The sequence below is a fragment of the Luteimonas sp. A501 genome, assembly GCF_054052085.1.
Map to the genome: position 1 here is coordinate 547,251 of NZ_JBSVRI010000001.1, position 16,187 is coordinate 563,437.

General features: G+C 67.6%; 18 protein-coding genes. 12 read left to right on the forward strand and 6 right to left on the reverse strand.

What is annotated here, in order from left to right; all coding sequences use genetic code 11:
* From ACW7G5_RS02480 to ACW7G5_RS02495, 4 genes are read left to right on the forward strand one after another with little or no spacing between them, the layout of a single operon-like run.
* Positions 1 to 1,260, forward strand: a complete 1,260-nt coding sequence (locus tag ACW7G5_RS02480) for a cytochrome b (protein ID WP_457001519.1) — start codon at positions 1 to 3, stop codon at positions 1,258 to 1,260.
* Positions 1,253 to 2,005 (forward strand): cytochrome c1, encoded by a 753-nt coding sequence (locus ACW7G5_RS02485; RefSeq protein ID WP_457001520.1) that lies wholly within the window; start codon positions 1,253 to 1,255, stop codon positions 2,003 to 2,005. The genes ACW7G5_RS02480 and ACW7G5_RS02485 overlap by 8 nt, the downstream gene beginning before the upstream one ends.
* Before the next feature lie 16 nt (positions 2,006 to 2,021).
* On the forward strand, positions 2,022 to 2,657 hold the full coding sequence (locus ACW7G5_RS02490) for a glutathione S-transferase N-terminal domain-containing protein (RefSeq protein ID WP_457001522.1): 636 nt from the start codon (positions 2,022 to 2,024) through the stop codon (positions 2,655 to 2,657).
* A 25-nt stretch (positions 2,658 to 2,682) separates the two neighbouring features.
* Positions 2,683 to 3,231, forward strand: a complete 549-nt coding sequence (locus ACW7G5_RS02495; RefSeq protein ID WP_457001524.1) for a ClpXP protease specificity-enhancing factor — start codon at positions 2,683 to 2,685, stop codon at positions 3,229 to 3,231.
* Positions 3,232 to 3,260: 29 nt separating this feature from the next.
* Here the strand turns inward: ACW7G5_RS02495 and ACW7G5_RS02500 are convergent, their stop codons facing one another.
* Positions 3,261 to 3,593 carry a DUF3301 domain-containing protein gene (locus ACW7G5_RS02500; RefSeq protein ID WP_457001526.1) on the reverse strand — a complete coding sequence of 111 codons (333 nt, stop codon included), beginning with the start codon at positions 3,591 to 3,593 and terminating at the stop codon, positions 3,261 to 3,263.
* A gap of 79 nt (positions 3,594 to 3,672) precedes the next feature.
* On the opposite strand from ACW7G5_RS02500, the gene ACW7G5_RS02505 reads away from it, so the two are divergent.
* On the forward strand, positions 3,673 to 4,188 hold the full coding sequence (locus ACW7G5_RS02505) for an FHA domain-containing protein (RefSeq protein ID WP_457001528.1): 516 nt from the start codon (positions 3,673 to 3,675) through the stop codon (positions 4,186 to 4,188).
* 6 nt (positions 4,189 to 4,194) lie between these two features.
* On the opposite strand, the gene nadC is transcribed toward ACW7G5_RS02505, so the two are convergent.
* Entirely contained in the window at positions 4,195 to 5,049 is an 855-nt protein-coding gene (nadC, locus tag ACW7G5_RS02510) for a carboxylating nicotinate-nucleotide diphosphorylase (protein ID WP_457001529.1), read from the reverse strand.
* On the reverse strand, positions 5,046 to 5,315 hold the full coding sequence (locus ACW7G5_RS02515; protein WP_457001531.1) for a Trm112 family protein: 270 nt from the start codon (positions 5,313 to 5,315) through the stop codon (positions 5,046 to 5,048). The genes nadC and ACW7G5_RS02515 overlap by 4 nt, the downstream gene beginning before the upstream one ends.
* Before the next feature lie 57 nt (positions 5,316 to 5,372).
* On the opposite strand from ACW7G5_RS02515, the gene purE reads away from it, so the two are divergent.
* Positions 5,373 to 5,879, forward strand: a complete 507-nt coding sequence (gene purE / locus ACW7G5_RS02520) for a 5-(carboxyamino)imidazole ribonucleotide mutase (protein ID WP_457001533.1) — start codon at positions 5,373 to 5,375, stop codon at positions 5,877 to 5,879.
* Between the two features lie 40 nt (positions 5,880 to 5,919).
* Positions 5,920 to 7,074, forward strand: coding sequence for a 5-(carboxyamino)imidazole ribonucleotide synthase (locus ACW7G5_RS02525; RefSeq protein ID WP_457002829.1), 1,155 nt, complete (start codon positions 5,920 to 5,922; stop codon positions 7,072 to 7,074).
* A gap of 173 nt (positions 7,075 to 7,247) precedes the next feature.
* Here the strand turns inward: ACW7G5_RS02525 and ACW7G5_RS02530 are convergent, their stop codons facing one another.
* Positions 7,248 to 7,835, reverse strand: coding sequence for a Fe-Mn family superoxide dismutase (locus ACW7G5_RS02530; protein ID WP_457001535.1), 588 nt, complete (start codon positions 7,833 to 7,835; stop codon positions 7,248 to 7,250).
* Positions 7,836 to 7,908: 73 nt separating this feature from the next.
* Here ACW7G5_RS02530 and grxD point away from each other — a divergent pair, with 73 nt between their 5' ends.
* The 5 genes from grxD to ppnN all read left to right on the forward strand — a co-directional run bounded on the left by grxD (position 7,909) and on the right by ppnN (position 14,459).
* Positions 7,909 to 8,235, forward strand: coding sequence for a Grx4 family monothiol glutaredoxin (gene grxD, locus ACW7G5_RS02535; RefSeq protein ID WP_457001537.1), 327 nt, complete (start codon positions 7,909 to 7,911; stop codon positions 8,233 to 8,235).
* Complete coding sequence (locus ACW7G5_RS02540) at positions 8,232 to 8,990, forward strand: SDR family NAD(P)-dependent oxidoreductase (RefSeq protein WP_457001539.1); 759 nt, start codon at positions 8,232 to 8,234, stop codon at positions 8,988 to 8,990. The genes grxD and ACW7G5_RS02540 overlap by 4 nt, the downstream gene beginning before the upstream one ends.
* Positions 8,987 to 9,586: a YhgN family NAAT transporter gene (locus ACW7G5_RS02545; RefSeq protein WP_457001540.1), complete on the forward strand. Its 600-nt coding sequence runs from the start codon at positions 8,987 to 8,989 to the stop codon at positions 9,584 to 9,586. Before ACW7G5_RS02540 ends, ACW7G5_RS02545 begins: the two co-directional genes overlap by 4 nt.
* Positions 9,587 to 9,738: 152 nt before the next feature.
* Positions 9,739 to 12,954: a TonB-dependent receptor gene (locus ACW7G5_RS02550; protein WP_457001542.1), complete on the forward strand. Its 3,216-nt coding sequence runs from the start codon at positions 9,739 to 9,741 to the stop codon at positions 12,952 to 12,954.
* 128 nt (positions 12,955 to 13,082) lie between these two features.
* A complete protein-coding gene (gene ppnN / locus ACW7G5_RS02555) occupies positions 13,083 to 14,459 on the forward strand; it encodes a nucleotide 5'-monophosphate nucleosidase PpnN (protein ID WP_457002831.1) in 1,377 nt (458 codons plus the stop codon).
* A gap of 54 nt (positions 14,460 to 14,513) precedes the next feature.
* On the opposite strand, the gene ACW7G5_RS02560 is transcribed toward ppnN, so the two are convergent.
* Positions 14,514 to 15,017 carry a hypothetical protein gene (locus tag ACW7G5_RS02560; RefSeq protein WP_457001544.1) on the reverse strand — a complete coding sequence of 168 codons (504 nt, stop codon included), beginning with the start codon at positions 15,015 to 15,017 and terminating at the stop codon, positions 14,514 to 14,516.
* Positions 15,018 to 15,036: 19 nt separating this feature from the next.
* Positions 15,037 to 16,062: a C2 family cysteine protease gene (locus ACW7G5_RS02565; RefSeq protein WP_457001546.1), complete on the reverse strand. Its 1,026-nt coding sequence runs from the start codon at positions 16,060 to 16,062 to the stop codon at positions 15,037 to 15,039.
* Between the last annotated feature and the right edge of the window lie 125 nt (positions 16,063 to 16,187).

Genomic DNA, 16,187 nt, shown 5'->3' on the forward strand with positions numbered 1-16,187 from the left:
ATGTCGAACGTGATCACGCGAACCGCCAACAACCTGATGGACTGGGTCAACGAGCGTGCGCCCGGCATGATGCCGATGTACCGCAAGCACATGACCGAGTACTACGCGCCGAAGAACTTCAACTTCTGGTACTACATGGGCTCGCTGGCCATGCTGGTGCTGGTCAACCAGATCGTCACCGGCATCTTCCTGACGATGCACTACAAGCCGTCCGCGGCCGAGGCCTTCTCCTCGGTCGAATACATCATGCGCGACGTCGAGTGGGGCTGGCTGATCCGCTACATGCACTCCACCGGCGCCTCGCTGTTCTTCATCGTCGTTTACCTGCACATGTTCCGCGGGCTGATGTACGGCAGCTACCAGAAGCCGCGCGAGCTGGTGTGGATCCTCGGCATGCTGATCTACCTGGTGCTCATGGCCGAGGCCTTCCTGGGCTACGTGCTGCCCTGGGGCCAGATGTCGTTCTGGGGCGCGAAGGTGATCATCTCGCTGTTCGGCGCGATCCCGATCATCGGCAACGGCCTGGTCGAATGGATCATGGGCGACTACCTGCCCAGCGATGCCACGCTCAACCGCTTTTTCGCGCTGCACGTGATCGCGCTGCCGCTGGTGCTGCTGCTGCTGGTCGTGCTGCACCTGGGCGCGCTGCATGAAGTGGGCTCGAACAACCCCGACGGCGTCGACATCAAGAAGGGCCCCAAGGGCAACCGTTGGGACGCGAACAAGCCGGCCGACGGCATCCCGTTCCACCCCTACTACACGGTCAAGGACCTGGTGGGCGTGGGCTTCTTCCTGATGATCGCGGCCTTCATCATCTTCTTCGCGCCGGCCTTCGGCGGCTGGTTCCTCGAGCATGACAACTTCACCGAGGCCAACCACCTGGTGACGCCCGAGCACATCAAGCCGGTGTGGTACTACACGCCGTACTACGCGATGTTGCGCGTGGTGCCGGACAAGCTCGGCGGCGTGCTGGTGATGTTCGGCGCCATCGCGATCCTGTTCCTGGTGCCCTGGCTCGACCGCGCCAAGGTCAAGTCGTACCGCTACCGCGGCCTGATGTCGAAGGTGCTGCTCGGCCTGTTCGCGCTCACCTTCATCTGGCTGGGCAAGATCGGCGCCGGCCCGGGTACCGACCCGGTCGAGACCATCATCGGCCGCTTCCTGACCTTCTTCTACTTCGCCTTCTTCATCACCATGCCGCTGTGGACGAAGCTCGACAAGACCAAGCCGGTGCCGGATCGGGTGACCACGCATGACTAAGCCCATGACCCTCATCAGCCGCGTCGCGGTGTTCGCGGCCTCCATGCTGCTCTCGTTCTCGGCCCTGGCCGCGGCCGGTGGCCCGGTGCAGCACGCCGGTACCGACCTCAGCGACAAGGCGTCGCTGCAGCGTGGCGCGCAGCTGTACATGAACTACTGCTCCTCCTGCCATTCGCTGAAGTACCTGCGCTACTCGCGCATGGCCGAGGACCTCGGGCTGACCGAAGACGAGGTGATGGCCAACCTCAACTTCACCGGCGCCGCGTTCGGCGAGCAGATCCTGACCGCGATGCCGGCCGAGCACGCCGGCGACTGGTTCGGGACCGTGCCGCCCGACCTCAGCCTGACCTCGCGCGTGCGCGGCGGAGACTGGATCTTCAGCTACCTCAAAGCCTTCTACATCGACGAGGAGCGTCCGCTTGGCTGGAACAACACCGTGTTCCCCAACGCGTCGATGCCGAACGTGCTGTGGGAAATGCAAGGCATCCAGCGCCCGATCTACGGTGGCAAGGACGAGGCCACGGGCGATCCGCTGATCGATCGCCTGGAAGTGGCATCGCCGGGCACCATGGATCCGCTGCAGTTCGACCAGGCTGCGCGCGACATCACCGCGTTCCTCGAGTACGCCGGTGAGCCGGTGGCGGTCAAGCGCGAGGCGATCGGCGTGTGGGTACTGCTGTTCCTCGCATTCTTCACCTTCCTGGCGTGGCTGCTGAAGAAGGAATACTGGAAGGACGTGCACTGAAGGGAGTTGTTCGATGATGGCAGCGAGTCCGCGCATGCGTAATGCACTCACGCTCTTTTCCTCCGCCGATGATGTCCTGTGCCACCGCGTGCGGCTGGTGCTCGCGGCCAAGGGCGTCACCTACGACCTGATCACCGTCGATCCCAAGGACCCGCCCGAGGACCTGCTCGACCTCAATCCCTATCATTCGGTGCCGACCCTGGTGGAGCGGGACCTGGTGCTCTACGCCTCGAGCGTGGTCACCGAGTACCTGGACGAGCGTTATCCGCATCCGCCGCTGATGCCGGTCGATCCGCTGTCCCGCGCGCGGCTGCGCCTGGCGATGCTGCGCCTCGAGCACGACTGGGTGCCCGAGGTGCGCATGATCCAGACCGGCACCAAGGCCCAGGCCGATGCCGCGCGCAAGCGCCTGAAGGACTTGCTGACCGCGTCCGTGCCGTTGTTCAAGGCCTACAAGTTCTTCCTCAATCCCGAAATGAGCCTCGCCGACTGCGCGATGGCGCCGATCATCTGGCGCCTGGAAGCGCTTGGCGTGCCGCTGCCGAAGGATGGCAAGGCGATCGAGGACTATGGCAGCAGGATTTTCCGCAACCCCGGGTTCACGCGCAGCCTGACCCCGCAGGAGCGTCATCTGCGCGAGCTGCCGGCCTGACCCCGGCTCGCGGTAGAATCCGGGCATGAATGACGTGTCCCGGATGACCAGCCACCGCCCCTACCTGCTGCGGGCGCTGTACGAATGGATCGTGGACAACGGGATGACGCCCCACCTTCTGGTGGATGCGCTCGGTCCCGGCGTGCGCGTGCCCCCGCATACCGTGAAGGACGGGCGCGTGGTGCTCAACGTCGCCGAGCGCGCGGTCTCCCGATTGCACATGGACAACGAGGCGGTGAGCTTCACCGCGCGCTTTGGCGGTGTCAGCCATCCGGTGACGGTGCCGGTTGGCGCAGTGCTGGCCATCTATGCCCGGGAGACCGGGCAGGGCATGGCGCTGCCCGATGACCAGGTGGGCGGTACCGCAGGCGGCACGGACGGCGATGCGGCGGGCGCCGACGAAGATGTCCGTGGAACGTCCGGTAGCGAAGTCGTGCTCGGCGTGGTGCCCGGCGGCGTGGATGACGAAGCCCCGCGCGAGGATCGCGGCGGCGACGGAAGCGATGACGGCGACGGTGACGACGATGGTTCACCAACCCCGCGCCGCGGTGCGCACCTGCGCGTGATCAAGTAGGCGATCCGTCAGGGCCAGGTCGGCGTGGCTCAGTCGTCGCCCTGCAGGCTGGACGCCACCGCCGGTGCCGGGCCGGTGAACGACACCAGCCGGTTTCCGTGGAAGACCATGCGGCCGCGCTGGCGGTCGGTGCCATCGTGCGAATACTCGAAGCGGAAGCTCCGCTCCAGCCCGAGTCGCCCGTCGCTGCGGCGGCGCAGGCGCGACCCGATGGCATGCACGGTCTGGTCGAGCAACTGCACGCCGGCAGTACGGCAGGCGGCGCGGCCGACGTCGATGGCGTGTTCGCTGGCCGCGCGGGCCGCGTTCCACCACGCGTAGGCGATGGCGCCGGCTATCATTAGCAGGATGAGACTGGGCATGGCTGTGCAATCTGGGGCCAACCCGCAGTTTGAGCAAGCCTTTGCGCGGGCTTCACGCACCACATCCCAGTTTCCACCTATGAACAGCCTCCGCAACGCAGATGAAACCCTCGGCCTGCCGACGCCGTCACCGATCGCGCGCGCGGCAACCACGGCCACCGTCGTGCGTCCGGCGCTGCCGCGCTACGTGCTGCGCGGCGTGGCTGGGGCGGGCTTCGGTCGCACATTCCCACTGGTGGGGCCAACGGTGCTCGGCCGCGCGCCGGACTCCGGGATCCACCTCGATCATCCGGGGATCTCACGCCAGCACGTTCGGCTGACGCCGACCGCGGAAGGCCTGCTGGTGGAAGACCTCGACTCCACCAACGGCTGGCTGCTCAACGAGGAGCCGCGGCAGCGCGCCTGGGCGCAGCATGGCGACGAGCTAGGCTTCGACGTGCTGCGCTTCCGCGTGGTGGCACCGGGCGCTGCGGTCGAACGCCCACGGCCGGGGCGCAAGCCAAGGCGTGCGGCGGGGGGCTCCGCAGTATCCGCATGGTGGTGGGTCGCCGCGCTCGCCGTGCTGGCCGCGGCGGCGTGGCTGTTGCTGCGCTAGCGCCAGCTAGGCCGGAACCGGCCCGAGCTTCAGCGAAAGGTCGATTGCCTGCACATGCTTGGTCAGGCCGCCGATCGAGATGCAATCGACGCCGTCGGCGGCGATCGCGCGCAGTGAATCCAGGTCGACCCCACCCGACACCTCGAGCGGAATCCGGCCCGCCGTGATGCGCACCGCCTCGCGGCGGGTGTCGGCGTCGAAGTCATCGATGAGGATGCGGTCGCAGCCGGCCTCGAGCGCGTCGCGCAGCTCGGCCAGGGTCTCGACCTCCACGATCAGCGGTAGCCGCGGCTGGCTGGCGCGCGCGGCCGCGATGGCCGCGGCGATGGAGCCGGCGGCGCGCACGTGGTTTTCCTTGAGCATCACCGCATCGTGCAGGCCCATGCGGTGGTTGTCGCCGCCGCCCACGCGTACCGCGTACTTCTGCGCGATGCGCAGGCCGGGCAGGGTCTTGCGGGTGTCGAGGATGCGCGCACGGGTGCCGCGCACGGCTTCCACGTGGGCGGCCACGGTGGTCGCCGTGCCGGACAGCGTTTGCATGAAGTTGAGCGAGGTGCGCTCAGCGCTGACCAGGGCGCGGGTGCGGCCCTGGAGCGTGGCCAGCACGGTGCCGGCGCGTACGTGGTCGCCGTCGCTGAAGCGCCAGTCGATGGCGATCTCCGGGTCCAGCGCGCGGTGGCAGGCGTCGAACCACGGCCGGCCGCAGACCACGGCGTCCTCCTTGCACAACAGGTAGGCCGATTCCGGTGCGTCCGGAAGCAGGGCGGCGGTGACGTCGCCGCTGCCGATGTCTTCGGCCAGCGCGCGCTCGACGTCGGCGGAGACGATGGCGGCGTCCGGACCGGTGCCGACGGCGCTCATGCGCCCGGGAAGCCGCCGACCTGCGCGGTGGCGATCGCGTCCTCGGCCAGCAGCACCGGGATGCCGTCGTCGATGCGGTAGACGGTGCGGCGATCGCGGGTCACCAGGGCTTCGCGCAGTGGCTCGGCCTGCACGGCCTCGTCGCCGCGCTGCACGCCACCGGCGTTGATGGCGCGGTTCAGCGCGTCGAGCCCTGCGGGTTCCAGCAGCGCCAGCGGCTGGCGGCTGGCGGGGCAGACGAGGATGTCGAGCAGCTTGCGGTCCATGGCGGTACGTCGCGGCGTGGGGCCGCTAGAATACGTCTTTGCCACCGGGGACGGCCAATGACCGCCACCAACAGTCCGCCCGTCGTCGGCGTCGTGATGGGTTCGCGATCCGACTGGGACACCATGCAGCACGCGGTGCAGAAGCTTGAAGAGTTCGGCATCGCGCACGAGGTGCGCGTTGTTTCCGCGCACCGCACGCCCGACGTGCTGTTCGAGTACGCGGCCGGCGCGCGCGACCGCGGCCTGAAAGTGATCATCGCCGGTGCCGGCGGCGCTGCGCACCTGCCGGGGATGATCGCGTCCAAGACGCCGCTGCCGGTGCTGGGCGTGCCGGTGCAATCGAAGGCGCTCAACGGCATGGACTCGCTGCTGTCGATCGTGCAGATGCCGGCCGGCGTGCCGGTGGCGACGTTCGCGATCGGCAATGCCGGCGCGGCCAATGCGGCGCTGTTTGCCGCGGCGCAGCTTGCCGCGGCGGGCGACGCGGACGTCAGGGCCGCGCTGGATGCCTTCCGCCAGCGCCAGACCGATGACGTCGCCGCCGGCGACGACCCGCGCCGATGAGCGCGGGCGTCCGGCCGGCTTCCGGCGCGAGGTGCGTGCGATGACCACCGTCGGCATCCTTGGCGGCGGTCAACTGGCGCGGATGATGGCCCTGGCCGGCGCACCCCTGGGCCTGCGCTTCTCGGTGATGGACACCAGCGCCGACGCCTGCGCCGGACAGCTCGTGCCCCTGCTGGTAGGTGACTACCGCGACGCAGGGGTGCTGGCGGAATTCGCGTCGGGCATCGACATCGCCACCTTCGATTTCGAGAACGTGCCCGCTGAGTCCGCGCAGTGGCTGGGCGAGCGGGTGCCGCTGTTCCCCAACCCGCGCGCGCTCGGCACCAGCCAGGACCGGCTGGCCGAGAAGACCCTGTTCCGCGAGCTCGGCATCCCGGTGCCCGGCTACGTGCCCGTCGATACCCGCGCCGACCTCGACGCCGCGGTGGCCGAACTCGGCGTGCCCTGCATCCTCAAGACCCGGCGCCTGGGCTATGACGGCAAGGGCCAGTACCGGATTCGCGCGGTAGCCGATGCTGCGTCGGCCTGGGAGGCACTTGGTGCCCAGGCAGCGACCGTGGGCCTGATCCTCGAGGCCTTCGTGCCCTTCGAGCGCGAGCTGAGCGTGGTCGCCGTGCGCGGCCGTGATGGCGAGTTCCGCACCTGGCCGCTAACCGAAAACTGGCACGTCGATGGCGTGCTGTCGGCCAGCCTTGCGCCGGCGCGCGTGGCGCCTTTGCTGGAGGCCCGCGCAGTGGAGTACGCCCGCGCGTTGGCGGAAGCGCTGGATTATGTCGGCGTGTTCGCGCTGGAACTGTTCTGCCGGGATGGCGAGCTGCTGGCCAACGAGATGGCGCCGCGAGTGCACAACTCAGGCCACTGGACGATCGAAGGCGCCGAGACATCGCAGTTCGGCAACCACCTGCGGGCCGTGCTCGGACTGCCGCTGGGCGCAACGCGCGCGCTGGGCCGGAGCTGCATGCTCAACTGGATCGGCGAGATGCCGGACCCCGTCGCGGTGCTGGCCGAGGCTGGCGGACACTGGCACGACTACGGCAAGGCCGCGCGTCCCGGGCGCAAGGTCGGCCATGCGACGCTGCGCGCGGACGGGGATGCGGAGCTGGCCGATACGTTGGCGCGCGTCGGCGGCGCGCTGGGCCGCGAGTCCCAGGTGGAACCCGTCATCGCCCGCCTTCGAAACGACCCGGCCCCATAGATTCCCGGGCCCTCAGCATGATGTAGGAGCAGCCCTAGCTGCGACCCGCGTCATGTAGGAGCAGCTATAGCTGCGATGGCGAGGTGTCCCGCCGCCGTGGCTCGCAGCTATGGCTGCTCCTACAAAAGCGGCTTCTGCAAAGGCTGCTTTTGCAGGGTCGTTATGGGCGGGGGCTATTTGAGGTTCGAGGCGACGAAGGTCCAGTCGACCAGGTTCCACGCGGCTTCGATGTAGCGGCCGCGGGCTTCACGGTGGTCCAGCAGGTAGGCGTGCTCCCACAGGCTCAGGGTCAGCAGGGGCCGATCGTCGCCGGTGAGCGGCGAGGCGGTGTTGGCCGTCAGCGCCAGGGTGAGCGAGCCGTCCGGCCGCTGCAGCAGCCAGATCCACCCCGACCCCTGCAATGCGCAGGCCATCGCCGCGAAGCGCTGGCGGAAACGCGCCATGTCGCCAAACCTGCGCACGAGTGCATCGGCCAGCTCACCCTGCGGCTCGCCGCCGCCGCCGGCCGCGGCAGGTTTCAGGCAGCGCCACTGGAACGCCAGGTTCCAGGCCTGCGCCGCGTGCTGCTGCAGCGCGCCCTGGGCGCGGCGCACCAGTTCATCGAGCGTGGCCGTACCCATGCCCGCCGCTGGCGCCAGGGCGTTGACGGCTTCGACATGGGCACGATGGTGGCGACCGTGGTGGAGGTCGAGGGTCTCGCCCGAGATGTACGGCTCGAGCGCGGTGCGGTCCCAGGGCAGGGCGGCAAGTTCAATGGCCATGGACGCTACAATAGCGCGATCCCCATCACGCGCTGCGTGGCCACGGCCCGCTGCACACCACGTCGGAGCCCCCATGGCCATCGTCGAAAAGATCCAGGCCGAAATCAGCGGCCACCCCATCGTCCTGTTCATGAAGGGCACGCCGCAGTTCCCGATGTGCGGCTTCTCCAGCCGCACCGTGGGCGCGCTGCGCGAAGCCGGCGCCGACATGGCGACCCTGCACAGCGTCAACGTGCTCGAGGACCCCGAAGTCCGCGCCAACCTGCCGCGCATTTCCAACTGGCCGACCTTCCCGCAGCTGTTCATCAACGGCGAGCTGATCGGCGGCTGCGACATCACCATGGAGCTGTTCGAGTCCGGCGAGCTGGCGCGCATGGTCGCGGAGACGCAGAAGGCGTGAGTACGCCCCCGGCCGCCGCGGAGGCGCCCGACGCGCCGGCCGCACTGGCCGGGCGCGTGGTGCTGGTGACCGGTGCCCACGGCGGCCTGGGCACGGCCGCGGCACACGCCTGCGCGCGCGCGGGTGCGACCGTGGTCCTGCTTGGTCGCAAGGTACCCAAGCTCAACCGCGTGTACGACGCGATCGCGCGCGCCCCGGCCGGGCTGCCGGAACCGGTCAACTATCCCTTCGACCTGGCCGGGGCGGACTACGGCGACCATGTCGAACTTGCCGGGCGCATCGGCGCCCAGTTGGGCCGGCTGGACGGCATGCTGCACTGCGCCGCCGACTTCACCGGCCTGACTCCGCTCGAACACACCGATCCGGGTGACTTCGCCCGCATCCTGCACGTGAACCTCAGCGCGCGCTGGTGGCTGACCCAGGCCTGCCTGCCGCTGCTGCGCGAGGCGCCGGATGCCTCGGTGGTGTTCGTGCTCGACGACGAAGCGCCGGCCGCCTACCGCGGCGCCTACGGCATCGCCCAGCACGGCCAGCGCGCCCTGCTCGACACCCTGCACGCCGAACACAGGAACGGCACCGTGCGTTTCCACGGCCTCCGCCCCGGCCCTTTGCGCACGCCGCTGCGCGCGCGCGCCCACGCGGTCGATGAAGACCGCCGCGCCCGCGATCCCGCCGCCGCCGCCGCTGCCTGCGTCACCCTGCTGTCGCCCGCGGGCACGGCCCATCGCGGGCAAGCCTGGGCGCCGCGCGCATGACCATCGCGTCCGCGGCCCTGCTGCTGTTCCTGATCCTGGATCCGCTGGGCAACATCCCGGTGTTCCTCAGCATCCTGCGCAACCTGCCGCCCAAGCGGCAGCGCATCGTCCTGGCGCGCGAGCTGCTGATCGCCCTGGGCGTGCTGATGGTCTTCCTCTGGGTCGGCAAGCACGCCCTGGAGGTCATGCACCTGCGCCAGGAATCGGTGTCGATCGCCGGCGGCATCGTCCTGTTCCTGATCGGCATCCGGATGATCTTCCCGCCGCCCGAGGGCCTGATGGGCGAACTGCCGGGCGGCGAACCCTTCATCGTCCCGCTGGCGGTGCCGCTGGTCGCCGGGCCGTCGGGCATGGCGGCGGTGATGCTGATGGGCACCCGTGAACCCGACCGGCTCTGGGAATGGAGCCTGGCGCTGATGATCGCCTGGGGCGCGACTGCGGCCATCCTGTTCTGCGCGCCCTACCTGTACCGGCTGCTCGGCGCCCGCGCCCTGACCGCCGTGGAGCGCCTGATGGGCATGCTGCTGGTGGCGATTTCAGTGCAGATGCTGCTCGACGGCCTGGCCAGCTATCTGGTCAGCATGCGCCCGGCCTGAAGTCGTCATCCGGCTGTCATATAGCCGGACTACCGTGTTAATCTGTTGTTAACCGCTGCCGCTCCGGCGGTCGCGGCGTGATCAGGACAACCCGAATTTTTCCTGCCGTGCCCCGGGGTGCGGTCCGTTTACTTGCCACCAAGAGTCCAGCCATGACCCGTCGCAACGTCTTCCGTGTGTCGAAACTTTCGCTCGGCCTGATCGCCGCGCTTGCCGCCGCACCCGTCTTCGCCCAGAGCGGCACGTCCGCCGGCGTGGGTGGTGTCGTCCTTGGAAGCGACGGCCTGCCGGTCACCAATGCAGAAGTCACCATCGTCCACGTCGAGTCCGGCACCACCAGCCGCGTGACCACCGACGCGAGCGGCCGCTACAGCGCCCGGGGCCTGCGCGTGGGTGGCCCGTACGAGATCATCATCACCAAGGCCGGCGCCGGCACCAGGACCCAAGACAATGTCTTCCTCGGCCTGAACCAGGCCAACACCGTCAACGCCCAGCTTGCCGGCGACGTGACCACCCTCGCCACCGTGACCGCGGTCGGCGTGGCAGGCGGCTCGGAGATCTTCAGCGCCAACAAGATGGGCACCGGCACCAACCTGGACAACGCGACCATCGAAGCGCTGCCCTCGGCCAGCCGCAACATCCAGGACTACATCCGCCTCGACCCGCGCATCTCGCAGGTCAGCAAGGCCGATGGCTCGATCTCGGCCGGTGGCCAGAACTCGCGCTTCAACGTGATCCGCATCGACGGCGTCAGCAACTCCGACCCGTTCGGCCTTGAAGCCAACAACATGCCGACCGAGCGCCAGCCGGTCTCGATGGACGCGATCGAAGAAATCCAGATCGACCTGGCCAACTACGACACCACCATCTCCGGCGGTACCGGCGCTGTGGTCAACGCCGTGACCAAGTCGGGCACCAACGAATTCCACGGCAGCGCGTACTACGCCCTGCGCGACGGCGACTGGGTGCGCAGCGACCTGCGCGGCGTCGAGTTCAACGGCTTCGACAAGGAAGAGACCTACGGCTTCACCTTCGGTGGCCCGATCATCAAGGATCGCCTGTTCTTCTTCGCCAACTACGAGCAGTTCAAGCGCGCGCGCCCGGGCACCAGCCTGTCGGGCACCCCGTACGGCGACGGTGACATCACCGATGCCGACATCGCCCGCGTGATCGCCGCCGCCAACAGCTTCGGCTTCGATCCCGGCACCATGAATCCGCCGAGCATTTCCGAGACCGACATCGAGGAATACGCGGTCAAGCTCGACTGGAACATCAGCGACAACCACCGCGCGGCCCTGCGCTACAGCAAGACCGAGGAAATCGTGCCCAAGCTGGTCGGCTTCGGCGGCAGCAGCATTTCGCTGTCGAGCTACTGGTACGACCAGAACAAGACCTTCGAGAGCACGGTCGTCGAGCTGTTCAGCGACTGGAGCGACAACTTCTCCACCGAATTCAAGGTCTCGCAGCGCGACTACTCGTCGATCGCCGCCACTTATGCGGACCTGCCGACCATCATCATCAACAACGTCGGCGCGGGCCAGGACACCATCAACCTCGGCACCGAGCGCAACCGCCACGTCAACGTGGTCGACACCGAGCAGCTGACCGTGTTCGGCGCGGGTACCTGGTACGTCGGCGACCACACCCTGAAGTTCGGCTTCGACTACGAAGACAACGACATCCTCAACTTCTACGGCCGTGACGTGAACGGTGCGTGGACGTTCGACAGCCTCGAGGCCTTCGAGGCGGGCAGGGCGCTGAACTACCAGCTGCGCGCGCCGCGTGCCGGCGGCAGCATGGCCGACATCCCGGCGGCCTACTCGTTCGAGAACCTTGGCCTGTTCGTGCAGGATTCCTGGGCGCTCAACTACAACCTGACCCTGATGTTCGGCGTGCGCGTGGACATGCCTGATTTCGGCAACTCGCCGATCTACAACCAGCGCATCCAGGACATCTACGGCCTCGACAACTCGGTGACCGTCGACAAGAAGCTGTGGCAGCCGCGCTTCGGCTTCAACTACACCTTCGACACCGAGCGTCCGACCCAGCTGCGCGGCGGCGTCGGCCTGTTCCAGGGCGGCAACCCGAACGTGTGGCTCGCCGGTCCGTTCCAGAACACCGGCCTGAACTTCGATTCCTACAACATCACCGGCGACGATGTTCCCGACTTCGATCCGACCGTCCCGCCGACGATCCCGGCCGGTGGCGGCGCCTCGGCACCGCGCATCACCGCCGACATCATGGAGCCGGGCCTGGCCCTGCCGTCGATCTGGAAGGCCAACCTGGCGTTCGACCACGAGCTGCCCTGGTACGGCCTGGTGGCATCGGCCGAGCTGCTGGTCACCAAGAACAAGAACGCCCTGTGGTTCGACCGCATCGATATCGGCAGGCCGACCCACTACGGCCAGGACGGCCGCGCGATGTACTGGAACGAAGCCGGCTACAACCCGGAAAATATCTCGGGCAATGGCATCAGCAACGGCCGCAACAATGCAGGCAACCGCGCCAACAAGCACCCCGAGGTCGACCAGGCCATCGTGATCCGCAACACCGACAAGGGTTCGGCCCGCCAGCTGACCGTTGCGCTGTCCAAGCCGATGGTCGACCAGTGGGCCTGGACCTTGGGCTACACCTACACCAGCGCCAGCGAGTTCAGCCCGGCGACGAGCTCGCAGAACTCGTCGAACTGGAACAACACCATGGTGTTCAACTCCAACGACCCGGTCAGCTACAACTCGCGCTATGCGATCAAGGATCGTTTCACCGCGGCCCTGACCTGGCAGAAGGCGCTGTTCGGCGACAACATGACCACCGCCGGCCTGTTCTATGAAGGTCGCTCGGGCCGTCCGTTCAGCTACATCTACTACAACGACTTCAACGGCGACAGCGCCGGCACCAACGACCTGTTCTACGTGCCCGCCGGCCCCGGCGACGTCGAGTGGGTGGGCGGCGCCGCGATGGAGCAGAACTTCTTCGACTGGATGGCCAGCGAGGGTTCCGAGCTGCAGCGCTTCCGTGGCCAGGTGGCCCCGGCCAACGCCTTCCGCACCGACTGGACCAACAGCTTCGACGTCCGCGTGAGCCAGGAAGTCCCGATGTTCTTCGAAGGTCACAAGGCCGAGATCGCCCTGGACATCATGAACGTCGGCAACCTGATCAATAAGGACTGGGGCCTGATCGACGACTACGGCTTCTTCTCCACCCGCCGCGTGGCCAACTACGCGGGCATCAACCCGGAGACCGGCAAGTACGTCTACAACTTCACGGGTTCGACCGACAACACCGGCATCCAGGAAAACAACGGCGACGGCATCAATACCGCTGTTTCCCGCTGGTCGGTCATGCTGAGCGTCAAGTACAAGTTCTAAGCGGCGACGCACAGCGATACACGGAACGGCCGGGGCATGCCCCGGCCGTTTCCTTTTTTGCGCTAGAGTCGACCACCGAAAACGACGACGACAACAAGAAGAAGAGAACACCGATGACCCAGGCAACAATGCCCGAAACCACCACGCTCCCCACCGTCGACGCCCGCATCTACCCGCGCGGCGGCCTGGACGTGCTCTCGCGCGAGGAAGTGGCCCGGCTCAAGGACGCCTCATCCGGCGGCCTGCACGACCTGCTGCGCCGCTGCGCGCTTGCCGTGCTGACCAGCGGCAGCGCCAACGACGACCCCCGCGCCGCGCAGGAGATGTACCCCGACTTCGACATCCAGGTGCTGCAGCAGGACCGCGGCCTGCGCATCGAGCTGGTGGCCGCGCCCGCCATGGCCTTCGTTGACGGCCAGATCATCCGCGGCGTGGCCGAACTGCTGTTCGCCACCGTGCGCGACCTTGCCTACATGGCGATCGAACTCGGCCCCGAGAACGCCGCCGACCTCGAATCGTCCGCCGGCATCACCGACGCCGTGTTCGGCCAGCTGCGCAACGCCCGCCTGCTGTATCCCGTGGAGCCCAAGCTGGTGGTGTGCTGGGGCGGACACTCCATCAACCGCGTCGAGTACGAGTACACCAAGCTGGTGGGCTACGAGCTCGGTCTGCGCGGCCTGGACATCTGCACCGGCTGCGGCCCCGGCGCCATGAAGGGCCCGATGAAGGGCGCCAACATCGCCCACGCCAAGCAGCGCCAGCGCCGCCCGCGCTACATCGGCATCACCGAGCCCGGCATCATCGCCGCCGAGTCGCCGAACCCGATCGTCAACCAGCTGGTGATCATGCCGGACATCGAGAAGCGCCTGGAGGCCTTTGTCCGCGTCGGCCACGGCATCATCGTGTTCCCCGGCGGCGTGGGTACGGCCGAGGAAATCCTGTACCTGCTGGGCTTGCTGCTGCGCGAAGAGAACGCCGAACTGCCGTTCCCGCTGATCCTGACCGGCCCGGTGGCGTCAGCGCCGTACTTCGAGCAGATCGACAAGTTCATCCGCCTGACGCTGGGCGACGCCGCGACCGAGCGCTACGAGATCATTGTTGGTGATCCGCAGGCAGTGGCCAGGCGCATGGCGGCGGGCGTGAAGCGCGTGCGCGAGGCGCGGATCGAGCACAAGGACTCGTTCTACTTCAACTGGGGCCTGGATATCCCGCTGCCGTTCCAGCAGCCGTTCGTGCCGACGCACGAGGCGATGGCGGGGCTGGACCTGCACCATGGGCGGAAGCCGCATGAGTTGGCGGCCGATTTGCGGCGCGCGTTCTCGGGGATCGTGGCGGGGAATGTGAAGGAAGACGGGATGCGCCGGATCGAGGCATTCGGGCCGTTCCAGATCCATGGCGACAAGGACATGATGGAGTCGCTGGATGCGCTGCTGCGAGCGTTCGTGGAGCAGCGGCGGATGAAGATCAGCGGGGAGTACAGGCCGTGTTATGAGGTGGTGACCTGAGGGGATAGGTCGGGCCGAAGTTCGACCGCTACGTGTCCCCGGACGACAGCTGCCTCAGGGCGCCGGGGCCTCCAACTGGAAGTACCCGACAAGCGTGCGGCCGTCGGCGCCCGGTTCGCGCAGGAGGCCGACCGCGATGGCGTCGTCGTCTCCCTGGTGGATGGCGAACAGATCCTTGCCAGGGCGCCGCCACGGCACGTCGTGCCTTGCGTAACCCAACAGGTGCCCGAGGGCGTTGGCGACATGGCTGTCCAGTGCCGTCCACCCGATGTCGGGAATGGTGAATGTCCGCTGCCCGGCAATCCTGTACTGCCCGCGCAGGTAGGTGTCCAGTTCGTCGTGCAGGCGCACGGCACCCGCATCCGCGCTCGACGCCGCCAATTCGGTGGCGCCAGCAGGGGCATCCAGTTGATCAATGATCATCGAAGTCTCGCTCGGCGGATTTGCGTGGGCGGTCGGATCATACAGGCACGACGTGAGGACCAGTCCCAGTGCGGCCAGCGCAAGCGCCAGGACAACACGCTTGCGCTTCGTGGCACCAGAGAGGGCGTCGACCAACGGCCCCATGGCGCCGGACCTAGCCTTCCGGCCCGATGTTGAAGTACTCGAAGCCGCCGTCCTCAGTGATTTGGGACAGCGGGACGGTCACGATGGCGCTGTTGTTGCTGTGTCCCTCGGTGTTGTTGTGCGCCCAGGGATTCCGGAGTTCCACCATGACCTCGCCGGTGTCCTCGTCCACGTAGATCCGTTCCACCTGGTACACGTGGTTGTCCGCCAGCCCGTCCTCGGCTGCGCCGACATTCTCCGGGTCGGTGGACAGGGTCACGCTGCGCCCGTCCTCCAGCGCCTGGTTGATCACAAACATCGTGAGGCCGGTGCCCCAGCGGTCCACGAAGGCGTTATCAATGTCCGTCCCCCGGGTGCCGGTGAGGTCGAACAGGGCATTGCGCGCCTTGCCGCCCTCGATCAGCTGGTAGCCCAGGTCCATCTGGCTGATCCCGGCCACTCCTGCGCCTATCTTCTCGGCGAAGGTCGCGTTCTCCCCCGCATGCTTGGCGTAGGCGGCCTCCATCACCGCCGGCCAGATCGGGCCGCTGCCCTGATTGTCTACCGTGCTGCCGCCGTTGCGGTCGATGTTGTCCTGTATATCCCCTTGGGTCACTTCGACCTGGACCGGCACCGGGATGCCGAGCGGCCCTTCCTCGAAGAACGTCACGGTGAAGGTGCCGGTGTCCTCGTTGTAGGTGATGCTTTCCTCGATGCGGGCATCACCCTCTGCGGAATTCGCGAGTCCGGCCAGCGTGGCGACGAAGTAGCAATCGCCGAGATCGTCCTGATCGATGTCCTGCGGCTCCGGCCCGTTGGGGCCGTACAGGTCGGCGTCCGTGAACGTGTCCCCGGTCGGCGTGGCATCGCCTGCGTCTTCGGCGCGACGCGCGCCACCAGGCAGGCCCAGCCCGGGCGGGAAGGGCGGCAGCTCGTGCAGTCCCGTGGGCTGCTCCGAAGAAGGTTGTTCGGCTTTCGGGGCCGGCCCCGGCAGTGGAACGGGATCGATGGGCGCTTCGAAAGAGGCCAGTTTTGTAAGGGCGGAGCCGATGTCCATGGGTGGATGCTCGCGTCGCGGCTGCGGTGGAAGCCACGCTAGCACCGCCTTCCGATGCGGCGTAGTTGGGGTTTTCCCGTGGTTTGCGTGCCGCGCAGGCCTGCAGAGGCGTATAAAGATCAGTG